The 10,772-nt window shown below is 54.1% G+C and carries 11 protein-coding genes and 1 tRNA gene; 1 reads left to right on the forward strand and 11 read right to left on the reverse strand.

Features of this window, described 5'->3' with window-relative positions; genetic code table 11:
- Positions 1–51: 51 nt before the first annotated feature.
- The 10 genes from KGP17_RS17115 to KGP17_RS17160 all read right to left on the reverse strand — a co-directional run bounded on the left by KGP17_RS17115 (position 52) and on the right by KGP17_RS17160 (position 9,203).
- On the reverse strand, positions 52–912 hold the full coding sequence (locus KGP17_RS17115) for an aldo/keto reductase family oxidoreductase (RefSeq protein ID WP_223498024.1): 861 nt from the start codon (positions 910–912) through the stop codon (positions 52–54).
- Between the two features lie 143 nt (positions 913–1,055).
- Positions 1,056–1,358 carry a helix-turn-helix domain-containing protein gene (locus KGP17_RS17120; RefSeq protein ID WP_021180280.1) on the reverse strand — a complete coding sequence of 101 codons (303 nt, stop codon included), beginning with the start codon at positions 1,356–1,358 and terminating at the stop codon, positions 1,056–1,058.
- A 4-nt stretch (positions 1,359–1,362) separates the two neighbouring features.
- A complete protein-coding gene (locus KGP17_RS17125; protein ID WP_021805809.1) occupies positions 1,363–1,716 on the reverse strand; it encodes a type II toxin-antitoxin system RelE/ParE family toxin in 354 nt (117 codons plus the stop codon).
- Between the two features lie 257 nt (positions 1,717–1,973).
- Entirely contained in the window at positions 1,974–3,161 is a 1,188-nt protein-coding gene (locus tag KGP17_RS17130) for a sugar transporter (RefSeq protein WP_021805810.1), read from the reverse strand.
- Positions 3,162–3,334: 173 nt separating this feature from the next.
- Positions 3,335–4,051, reverse strand: a complete 717-nt coding sequence (locus tag KGP17_RS17135; RefSeq protein ID WP_021805811.1) for an ABC transporter ATP-binding protein — start codon at positions 4,049–4,051, stop codon at positions 3,335–3,337.
- The gene (locus tag KGP17_RS17140) at positions 4,048–4,923 is read right to left on the reverse strand and encodes an ABC transporter ATP-binding protein (RefSeq protein ID WP_223498025.1); all 876 of its coding nucleotides are present in this window, start codon (positions 4,921–4,923) and stop codon (positions 4,048–4,050) included. The genes KGP17_RS17135 and KGP17_RS17140 overlap by 4 nt, the downstream gene beginning before the upstream one ends.
- Entirely contained in the window at positions 4,920–6,206 is a 1,287-nt protein-coding gene (livM, locus tag KGP17_RS17145) for a high-affinity branched-chain amino acid ABC transporter permease LivM (RefSeq protein WP_218519156.1), read from the reverse strand. The genes KGP17_RS17140 and livM overlap by 4 nt, the downstream gene beginning before the upstream one ends.
- A gap of 8 nt (positions 6,207–6,214) precedes the next feature.
- Positions 6,215–7,129, reverse strand: a complete 915-nt coding sequence (locus KGP17_RS17150; RefSeq protein WP_021180268.1) for a branched-chain amino acid ABC transporter permease — start codon at positions 7,127–7,129, stop codon at positions 6,215–6,217.
- A 105-nt stretch (positions 7,130–7,234) separates the two neighbouring features.
- Positions 7,235–8,353, reverse strand: a complete 1,119-nt coding sequence (locus KGP17_RS17155; protein WP_024485159.1) for a branched-chain amino acid ABC transporter substrate-binding protein — start codon at positions 8,351–8,353, stop codon at positions 7,235–7,237.
- 433 nt (positions 8,354–8,786) lie between these two features.
- A complete protein-coding gene (locus KGP17_RS17160) occupies positions 8,787–9,203 on the reverse strand; it encodes a hypothetical protein (RefSeq protein WP_021180266.1) in 417 nt (138 codons plus the stop codon).
- Between the two features lie 605 nt (positions 9,204–9,808).
- Between KGP17_RS17160 and KGP17_RS17165 the strand changes: the two genes are divergently transcribed.
- Positions 9,809–9,884 (forward strand) — tRNA-Asn (locus KGP17_RS17165).
- Positions 9,885–9,960: 76 nt separating this feature from the next.
- On the opposite strand, the gene KGP17_RS17170 is transcribed toward KGP17_RS17165, so the two are convergent.
- Entirely contained in the window at positions 9,961–10,674 is a 714-nt protein-coding gene (locus KGP17_RS17170; protein WP_021805816.1) for a GntR family transcriptional regulator, read from the reverse strand.
- Positions 10,675–10,772: the final 98 nt, after the last annotated feature.

Here is a 10,772-nt window from a genome sequence, read left to right on the forward strand (position 1 = left end):
TTTTTAGCGGGAACCCAGGGCTCCCGCAGAGGTTACAGTTGCCGCGTTGCCTTAGATCGCATTCAACTTCGCAACAGCATCGCTCGGCAGTTTGAGTTGGGCTGCGGCAAGGTTCTCTTTCAGATGTGCCAAGGAGGATGTCCCTGGGATCAGCAGAATGTTGGGTGAACGCTGCAGCAACCAGGCTATTGCCACTTGCATAGGCGAGGCTCCCACCTGCTGCGCAACTTCCGACAACGTCGTAGACTGCAACGGCGTGAATCCCCCCAGCGGGAAGAACGGCACATAGGCAATGCCCTTGCCAGCCAGTTCGTCGATCAGTGCGTCGTCATCCCGATGTACCAGGTTGTAATTATTCTGTACGCAGACAATCTCACAAATCTTCTGCCCTTGCGCAACCTGAGCCGAGGTGACATTGCTCAGCCCGATATGGCGGACCAGCCCCTGCTGCTGTAGCTCGGCTAACACGGAGAGTGGCTCTTCAAGCGACCCCTCTGCCGGACCATGTGCATCAAACATGCAGCGCAGATTGACCACATCAAGCACATCCAACCCCAGATTACGCAGGTTGTCATGCACGGCCTGGGTCAACTCCGCCGGAGAAAATGCAGGCAACCATGCGCCTTGCTCATCCCGGCGCGCGCCGATCTTGGTGACAATGACCAGATCGTCGGCATAAGGATGCAGTGCCTGGCGAATAATTTGATTGGTGTAATGCGGGCCATAAAAATCGCTGGTATCGATATGGTTGACCCCGTTGGCAACCACTTCACGCAGAACTGCGATGGCCGTTTCAGGATCCTTCGGTGGGCCAAAAACACCTGGACCGGCGAGCTGCATGGCGCCATAGCCGAGCCGCTTGACGGTATGCGTGCCGAGCGCAAAGGTACCTGACAGATGAGTGCTGGACATAATCAAACTCCTAATAAGATGGCGCAAAGTTCAGACGCTGCTATTACCGACGATAGGCAAACAATATATACCCGTCGCCTGGCAAGCTACAGCGTTCAAACCGATGCACAACTGATTTAGGGTTGAATCATCGAGCCAGTTGATTAAATAACAAACCCATAGTGCGAACCATCTGGCAGCTCTATATCCAGACGCAGCTTGCCCCCCGCGGCCTCGATATAGCGTTTGAGCGAGGAGAGCTTCAGATCGCGGCCTGGTTTTTCCATGCCCGCCACGGTGGGTTGTTTGATGCCAAGTGCCTGCGCCATTTCAACCTGGGTTTTCTGCACCCGCTCACGTAGCTCGGCCAGGTGAATATTGAGCAGCGTATCCGCCGCAATGCGCTCAGCGCTGGCCACTACCTCGGGTTTTTCTTCCGCCAGGATTTGTTCCAGTGTTCTGCCCATTGGCCTACTCCTTGTTCTCTGCTGTATTCAGAAATTGGGTAAATTCCCGATCGGCAATCGGGATCATCACCTCATAAAAACGCTTCTCATTACCAGCCTTGTTACCAGCACAAAGCAAAATACCGCGACGGCGTGGATCAAAGGCAAAGAATGCCCGTATCGGTATGCCTCGGCTTTGCACGCGCAGTTCCTTCATGTTGCTGTAGCGCGATCCCTTTACCGTGTCGGCATAAGGTCTGGGCAACTGAGGACCCTTTTCACGTAATACCATGAGTGACGCCAGCACCGAAGCTCTGTCAGTGTCATCCAACCGGCTGAACCACTCGTCAAACGTATCCGTTGTTTTAATCTTCCACACAGGTGCTCCTTGGCAATATAGGTCAAAAACTATATAGGTGTAAACCTATAAATTGCATTATGTCGGAGCTTGGAACGCGAGGCATTGGCCACAATGGTGAAGCTGGAAGCCGATCCCGGTATTTCGATGAAGGTGAAGCATGCACGTTGATATTTTGCGTATCTGCTAGCAAAACATAGCGGCAAGATGGGAGGTAAAGAGAGGATAGGTCTTAGGGGGCCCTTGATTACCGAGCTCGGCAATCAAGGGAGCGTTGATTAAGCCCGATGGTGCTGCAAGCGTTCGTTACGATAGAAACTCAAGATACACCAGCCGAGGGCGATCAGGGCCAACGGCGCGCCGACGAAGCCAATGTTTGGCATTCCCAGATGCAGGCTGACCTGGTTGCCCAGCAACGCCCCGCCGCCGATCCCAAAGTTATACAAGCCGGAGAAGATCGCCATCGAGACATCGGTCGCATCCGGTGCCAGACTGAGCACCTTCGCCTGCATCGAAAGACCAATCGCCATGATGGCCATGCCCCAGACCACACACAGTAACGTCAAGGTCGTTTCATTACCGGAGGCGGGCAACAGCAATAACAGGCTGAGGGCCAGCAGACCAATTGCACCCATAAAGAAACCCGACGGGAAACGTTCGCTGTAGCGGCTGAATAGCAGGCTGCCGACAATGCCCGCAGCACCAAACAGTAACAGCATCAAGGTGGTAAAGTTGGCGGATAACCCGGCCACGGTCTGGATAAAGGGCTCGATGTAGCTGTAGGCAGTAAAGTGCGCCGTCACCACAATGATGGTCAACATATACAGGCTGACCAGCTCCGGGCGTTTGAACAACAGGGGAACGCTGGCCAGTGAACCGGAATGCTCGCTTTTCAGCACCGGCAGCAAGCGCCACAGCATCACCAACGCCAGGGTGGCGCACACGGCAATGCCAATAAACGTCATACGCCAACCGAGTAGCTGCCCCACCACTCGCCCTAACGGTAAACCCAACACCATCGCCAGCGCGGTTCCCCCCGCCAGCATACTCAACGCCTGTGCCTTTTTGCCTGCGGGTGCAACACGAATGGCCAATGACGCGGTGATCGACCAGAACACCGAGTGCGCCAGCGCCACACCGGCACGCGAGATCACCAAGGTGGTAAAGTTCCAGGCCACCGCGGTGAGCACATGGCTGGCAATAAACAGGATAAATACCCCGATCAGCAGCTTACGCCGCTCAATCTTGCTGGTCAGCAACATACAGACTAGCGACATCGTGGCAACGATCCAGGCATAAATCGTGATGATCAGCCCCACCTGCTCGGTTTGCATCCCAAAGCTTTGGGCAATATCACTCAATAACCCGACTGGGATAAATTCGGTGGTATTAAAGATAAATGCCGAAATGGCCAAGACGACCACGCGCATCCAGGCGGTCGAGCGGGAAGTGCTGATTTCATCCATTGTAAGGTGTTCCGGAACAGGGGCTGGCAGTGGCGCCATTTTAACTAACCCGTAACCAGAATGCGACCTAGATCACGTTTTTGTGGCGCTGTTTTTTTCAACAGTAGGAGCGCCATTTGTGACGCCCCTACGATCGAGGATGTTCAATGCGCCCCTCATCGGGGCGGTTACCTTTATGCGCCTCCCAGATAAGCCTTCCTCACCTCCTGATTGCTCAGCAGTTCGGCACCGCTGCCGCTCAGGCGGATTTGCCCATTGACCATGACATAGCCCCGATCGGACAGCTTCAGCGCATGATTGGCGTTTTGCTCCACCAGGAAAATTGTCATGCCACCGTTGGCCAGTTCGCGCAGAATGCTGAAGATCTGTTTGACGATGATCGGTGCCAGCCCCAGGCTAGGCTCATCCAGCAACAGCAACTTTGGCCGGCTCATCAGCGCACGGGCTATCGCCAACATTTGCTGCTCACCGCCGGACATGGTCATCGCCCGCTGGTTACGCCGCTCTTTCAGGCGCGGAAACAGCTCATACATACGTTGCATATCTTCAGCGGCATAGCGGTTACCAAGGGTGATGGTGCCCATCAGCAGATTTTCCTCTACGCTCATGTCGGGGAAAATCCGCCGCCCTTCTGGGGCCTGCGCGATGCCGCTACTGGCCACAAAATGCGTCGACCGCTGGCTGATATCTGTCCCCTGAAACAGGATCTGCCCACCGCTGATGCGGGGTTGGCCAAAGATTGACATCAGCAAGGTGGATTTCCCCGCCCCGTTGGCCCCGATCAACGCTACGGTTTCCCCTTGCCTGACCTGCAATGACACCTGTTGCAGCGCCTGGATCGGGCCGTAATGAACATCTACCTCGCGAAATTCCAGCATCACCTCGCTCATCCCGCCAGCTCCTCTTCGTCTGCGCCCAGATAGGCGGCGATCACGCTGTCATTGTGTTGGATCTCCTGCGGCGTCCCCTCGGCGATCACATTGCCGTGATCCAGTACGATCACCCGGTCGGAAATCTCCATCACCATGCCCATATCATGTTCGATCAGCAGCACCGTAATATCATGATGCTGGCGCAAAAAGCGGATGATCCGGCTCAGGGTGGCGGTTTCCACCGGGTTCAACCCGGCGGCGGGTTCGTCCAGGCAGATCATTTCCGGGGTGGTGCACATCGCGCGGGCGATCTCCAGCCGCCGCTGCTGGCCGTAGGACATCTCCCCCGCCAGCTGGTTGGCACAGTCCACCAACTCGACCACCTCCAGCCAGTAAAATGCGCGGTCCAGTGCTTCATTTTCTGCCCGGCGATAGGCAGGCGTATTGAGCACGCCAGCAATCAGGTTACGGTTACTCAAACGGTGTTGCGCCACCAACAGGTTCTCCACCACCGACATCTCACGGAACAGGCGGATATTCTGGAAGGTGCGGGCCAATCCGGCACGGTTCACCAGATGTGTGCCACCAAACATTTTGTAGTACAGGCGCGACCCCAGCTGCGCGGGGTTAATCCAATCCCCTGCACGGAATTTCTGCCCGAGGATACGGATCACATCAATGGGCCGTTTGTGAGTATTGAGCAGGATCGCTCCGCCGCTGGCACGGTAAAAACCCGTCAGGCAGTTAAATACTGTAGTTTTCCCCGCGCCGTTCGGGCCGATCAACGCGGTGATCGACCCACGCTCTACTTCCAGGTTCACATCGTTCAGCGCTTTGATGCCGCCGAAGTGCATCATCAAATGTTCAACGCGCAAAATGGCATCGCTCATGGTGCTACCCCCTTGCGTGGCGTAAAGCTGCTACGGCTGATACGCACCAGGCCGCGTGGCCGCCAGATCATCATCAACACCATCAGTACGCCAAACAGCAACACTCGATATTCGGCAAAGCTGCGCAGCAGTTCCGGGGCCACCGTCAGCACAAAGGCAGCCAGCACGACGCCGAAAGTCGATCCCATTCCCCCCAGCACCACGATCGCCAGGATCAGCGCCGATTCAAAGAAGGTAAACGACGTTGGATTGACGAACCCTTGATAGGTAGCAAAGAACACCCCGGCGATACCCGCGGTGGAAGCTCCCATCATAAACGCCGAGAGTTTGACCAGCACATGATTAAGCCCGAGCGAACGGCAAGCAATTTCATCCTCCCGTAACGCTTCCCACGCCCGCCCTATCGGCATCCTCGTCAGCCGATGTTTGACGAACAACACCAGCAACACCACCAGACACAATACGGCGTAGATAAAGATAAACTTCAGGTTGGGGTTGTAGGTAATACCAAGAAACTCGTGGATCGGTACTCCCCCTTCCTTGGCCCGACGGCCAAATTCCAGGCCGAACAGGGTCGGAGCAGGAACCGAAACGCCGTTTGGCCCGCCGGTCAACGACACCCAGTTATTCAGCACTAGGCGAATGATTTCACCAAAACCCAGCGTCACAATCGCCAGATAGTCACCGTGCATACGCAGCACAGGGAACCCCAGCAACGCCCCAGCCAGCGCCGCCATCAACGCCCCCAGCGGCAACATCGCCCAAAAGCCCAGACCAAGATACTGATAACCCAGTGCTAGGCCGTAGGCACCAATGGCATAAAACGCCACGTAACCCAGATCGAGCAACCCGGCCAGCCCCACCACAATGTTCAATCCTAGCCCTAACAACACATAAATCAGGCCGAGGATCGCCACGGTCAGCAGGTATTTGGTCGCCATAAACGGGAACAGCAATGCCAACACCACCAGTAACGGCAGGATCCAACGCAGGCTAGTCCTGGCTCCGACTGGACGAACATAGACGCCGTCATTGCCCCCTTCAAAACGCGCCGACACCCTGCGCCCCAACGGCGTTTGCAAAAACAAGCTGAGTAACAGCCGCCCCACCATCACTACCGCGATAATCACCACCAGGCGGTGTGGCTCAAAGTTGAAACTGTAGCCGTCCAGCACAATACCGACTATCGGGCCAAACACAATCAGCGCGATCAGGCCCGCGAGAACGGCATCCAACAGGCTGCGTTTAATACTCAGCCCTTGATGAACTGTGGATTGAGACATAGTTTCCCTCACACCTTAGCGACCATTGGCCGCCCCAGCAGGCCCTGAGGGCGGAAAATCAGGATCACCACCAGCAGACCGAATGAAAACACATCCTTGTAATCCGAGTTCACCATGCCGGCGAACTGGGCCTCTGCCACCCCAAGCAGCAAGCCTCCGAGCATCGCGCCGGGCAATGAGCCAATGCCCCCCAGCACCGCTGCGGTGAAGGCTTTGACGCCGATAATAAAGCCCACGTAAAAATCGAAGGTGCCGTAGTTCATGGTGACCAGCACCCCGGCCAGCCCGGCCATCGCCGCGCCAATCACGAACACCAGCGAGATCACCCGATCGGTATTGATGCCGAGTATCGATGCCATCTTGCGATCCTGTTGGGTAGCCCGGCAGATACGCCCCAGGCGCGTGCGTTGGATCACGTAGGTAAGCACCGCCATACCCAATAGTGCAGCGACCAGAATAAATACCTTGGTATAGGTAATCTGGATCACTCCGCCATCAAAATTGAGCCGAAAAACGCCGTCCAGCAGCGTGGGGATCCCCTGCTGGCGCGGCCCCTGACTAATTTGCGCGTAGTTCTGTAAAATCAGCGACATACCAATGGCAGAAATCAGCGGAGCCAGACGCGTGGAGTTACGCAGCGGTTTATAAGCAATACGCTCAATCACCCAGCCATAAACGCCGGTAACCACGATGGTGAAAACCAGGGTGCCCAGGATCAACAGCGGGAAAGAGTGCAGACCAAAGAAAGAGAGCAGCGCCAGGCCAATCGCACACAGATAGGCAGAAATCATATACACCTCGCCGTGGGCGAAGTTGATCATGCCAATAATGCCGTACACCATGGTGTAGCCGATGGCGATCAGGCCATACACCGCGCCAAGGGTCAGGCCGTTAATCAGCTGTTGCAGGAAGAATACGTCCATAATAAGCAATCTCACCTGATGGGCGGGCCGCAAGTTCAGCACCACGCGGCCCAAAGGAGGTTAAGGAACGGATCCGCCACAGGCTCGGATCCGTTGATCTTTACATCAGAGCTGGTGATATTTGCCTTTGTCATCCCATTGGTAGACCACGTAGTCTGATACCTTCAGGTCACCTTTTTTATCCCAGGCTTTTTTCCCCATCACGGTATCCACATCGTGAGATTTCAGCCACTCGCTGGCTTTGGCACTGTCTTTACCGCCGGTGGCATTGAACGCTGCAGCGATGGCCTGGATCGAGGCGTAGGAGTACAGCGTGTAACCTTCTGGCTCAAACCCACTCTCGCGGAACTTGGCAATCACCGCCTTCCCTTCAGGGATCTGACGCGGATCGTTACCGAAGGTCATCAGCACGCCAGTGGTGTACTGTGGCCCACCGGCCGCCGTTACCAGCTCCTCGGTAACAATACAGTCGCCGGAGAAGAATTTGGCTTTTACCCCTTGCTCACGCATTTGGCGCACCAGCGGACCTGCTTCTGGGTGGCAGCCGCCGAAGTACACTACGTCTGGATTAACCGAAGCGATTTTGGTCACCAGGGCGTTAAAGTCTTTCTCACCGCGCGACAGCCCTTCATACATCACTTCCTTCACGCCACGTTTGTTCATTTCTGCCTTGGCGGCATCTGCCAACCCCTGGCCATAGGTGTCCTTATCATGGATGACGGCAATCTTCTTCGCCTTCAGGGTATCCAGCATGTAATTGGTGGCGATAACCCCTTGCTGATCGTCGCGGCCACACATGCGGAACATGTTATTCATGCCACGTTCGGTGATTTGCGGGTTGGTGGAACCGGGTGTGATAGCAATGATCCCAGCCTCGTCATAGACCTCCGAAGCGGGCATGGTGGAAGACGAGCAGAAGTGCCCCACCACCGCAGCGACGTGATCCTGATCGACCAAGCGGTTAGCTACCGAGACGGCCTGCTTAGGTTCACAAGCATCATCGCCTTGCACCAGCTTGATTTTTTCCCCTTTAATTCCCCCGGCCGCATTGATGTCTGCGGCAGCCTGCGAGGCCCCACGCCAGTATTGATCCCCATAGGTGGCATTTGGGCCGGAGAATGGCCCGGCAACGCCAATCACGATATCGGCATGTGCAGAAAAAGCCGTACTAAAACAACCAATAAGCAGAGCAGCAAGCGGGGTTTTTAGCAATCTCAATGACATTTTGCATTCCTCAGCACTGTTTTAGCGAAAGATCGTAGACCCGGCAGATTGCAGATTGCGGCCAATAACGGCGGCAGTTGCAGGATGACGGGTAAATGACATGGAGCAGTCACTTTATGTGTAGTCGGGGAAAATAATTTGCGCGAGAGCGCAACCGATTTACCCGCGTTTATCCAAGCAAAAATCTAGCCATTGTGACGGCGCATACAAAAATAGAGCCGATTTGCTGGCGCTCTCAGCCGTAAAAATGAGGAGGCTCACTGGTTTTAGCGGGCAACGAGCGATAGAAAAGAACGCGGAGAATTTGCTGGCGCACCTTGCTGGTGCAACTGGAGTGCATTTCGTATGAGCAGAAAACAAAAACGCTCCCTAAGAGAGCGTTTTTGGTACAACACCATGTATTCCCGGAACATCTGAATACGGGGTATGCGCGTTAGGCGCCAGTCACACGCTCGATCAAGGCATTGGTCAGGTCGGTGCTGATACGGTTACAGGTTTTGGCAATGCGAAACTGATAGGCGGCATCCATGATTTGATGGATTTCGGTGCTGACGTTGTCACGGATACGCATGTAAAGCTTGGCCTGCGCCACGATATCGTTCAATTCCACGCTGCGGGTTTGATACAACCGCGGGCTAACCTGTTGCAGAGCATTCAGCTCTTTCATGCAGGGATACATGATGTCATCGGTACCCACAGAAGCCATCGGCTGAGCTGGCTGTGTAACGGTAGCACTCGGCGTGACTGGGGCTGGCGCTGGAACACCGGCGGCGGTTGCAGGTTTGTTTTTCGCAGTCTGACACCCTGCCAGCAACACACACAATGCAGCTATGGCGATTGTTTTTTTCATTACTAAAAAACTCCGGGAAACAAAGGAACGGCGTGGTTTACCGCTATAAAAATGGCTTGGCGTAGCATAGAGTAATAAAGCAAGCATTGACAAGATCTGCGAGGGCCTCATTACTGCTATCAGCATAGAATGCCCGCCAGAGTAACATAGAAAAATCTTAAAAAAAATCACTTATCGCCAATTAGAACGACTTACCATTTTGATTTAAATCAACTTTTCTGGAAAAACCAAGCATCTGGCAGATGAAAAATAAAAAAACAATCTCGATCACAGTTTGGTAAAAGATAAGCAGATATTTTGGGTTTTCGCTAATGGCCCATTCAGATGGCATCAAGACCCTTCCTGATTAATTTATATTCGGTGAGTAGTGTTTTTGTGGGATCGCTTTATGACGGTGCTACTTAGCATTCTGTCATGGTCGTTAAGCTGCATGTTGAACGCGCTGATCTTTTCCTCATGGTTCCGCATTTTACGCATTGTTAACCAAAGCAAAGTGCCGAAAAACGAGCCAATATGCTCAATCTGGCAGCAAACGCACTTTTCCCTCACTTTAGTGCTTTGACAAACCCAATACGCCTCGCTATTATTCGCCTCGTTCACACGATTCCTCTGTAGTTCAGTCGGTAGAACGGCGGACTGTTAATCCGTATGTCACTGGTTCGAGTCCAGTCAGAGGAGCCATATTTAGAGAAGCCCGCTTAGGAAACTAAGCGGGCTTTTTGCTTTTCAACGGTGTCTCAGCAGTTCGCCCTATTCCCTATACTTTCACATGCTCCCGCCGTAAATGGTAATCCACCTGGTACTCGCTGGCATTTCTGAACATCACCGAGTAATTCACGAAATCGCCGCTGTCGCTGTATGACAGCGAGGTGATGCGCAAAATAGGTGTCTGTTCATCGACATTCAGCAGCTTCGCCATCTTTTTATCGGCCAGCACAGGCGTGAGGCTCTCATAATTGCCGCGCACGATAATGTGGCATTCATCTTCGATATAGCTGAATTTTGACCCCTCCAGGTGGGCAACGGACAAATTGCGATAGAGCTTCGCTGGCATATAGCTGTCTTCTACCATCAGTGGCTTGCCGTCGACCGAACGAACCCGGCGCGAGTAGTAGATCCGTTCATCAATCTTGATGCGCAGCTGGCTGGCGATAGCGGGTGGCGCGGGCATAATAGTAAACTCCAGCACGTCGCTTACCACCTCCTTACCCTGATTGCGCATCACCTCAATAAATCCGGTCAGGTTGGTGGTTTCATGATGCACATCTTTCTTCGCGACATACGTGCCGCTACCGTGGCGGCGCTCCACCAATCCCCACCCCACCAGCAGATCTATCGCTTTGCGAATGGTCATGCGGGAGACGCCAAACTCTTCTGCCAAGCGAACCTCCGCAGGCAATGGGCTGCCAATATGATAATCGGCGGAATTGAGCCGAATGCGTAGTCTGTCGGCTATGGATTTGTAGATCACTGATAGACCTCTCTGGAGTTCCGCGCTGCGCTTAAATAATCCACACCCTATAAATTAATAGGCTGTTTTTATTGAAGTTGCAAACAACCTCATCAAGT

It is taken from the genome of Serratia sp. JSRIV001 (assembly GCF_019968745.1).
GTDB lineage: Bacteria > Pseudomonadota > Gammaproteobacteria > Enterobacterales > Enterobacteriaceae > Chania > Chania fonticola_B.

What these genes read in the sequence shown, in the direction of transcription:
- livM (WP_218519156.1), bottom strand. Translation starts at nt 6,206, where the DNA reads ATGTCTCAATCCACAGTTCATCAAGGGCTGAGTATTAAACGCAGCCTG.
- KGP17_RS17130 (WP_021805810.1), bottom strand. Translation starts at nt 3,161, where the DNA reads ATGGATGAAATCAGCACTTCCCGCTCGACCGCCTGGATGCGCGTGGTC.
- KGP17_RS17155 (WP_024485159.1), bottom strand. Translation starts at nt 8,353, where the DNA reads ATGTCATTGAGATTGCTAAAAACCCCGCTTGCTGCTCTGCTTATTGGT.
- KGP17_RS17140 (WP_223498025.1), bottom strand. Translation starts at nt 4,923, where the DNA reads ATGAGCGATGCCATTTTGCGCGTTGAACATTTGATGATGCACTTCGGC.
- KGP17_RS17115 (WP_223498024.1), bottom strand. Translation starts at nt 912, where the DNA reads ATGTCCAGCACTCATCTGTCAGGTACCTTTGCGCTCGGCACGCATACC.
- KGP17_RS17150 (WP_021180268.1), bottom strand. Translation starts at nt 7,129, where the DNA reads ATGGACGTATTCTTCCTGCAACAGCTGATTAACGGCCTGACCCTTGGC.
- KGP17_RS17120 (WP_021180280.1), bottom strand. Translation starts at nt 1,358, where the DNA reads ATGGGCAGAACACTGGAACAAATCCTGGCGGAAGAAAAACCCGAGGTA.
- KGP17_RS17160 (WP_021180266.1), bottom strand. Translation starts at nt 9,203, where the DNA reads ATGAAAAAAACAATCGCCATAGCTGCATTGTGTGTGTTGCTGGCAGGG.
- KGP17_RS17135 (WP_021805811.1), bottom strand. Translation starts at nt 4,051, where the DNA reads ATGAGCGAGGTGATGCTGGAATTTCGCGAGGTAGATGTTCATTACGGC.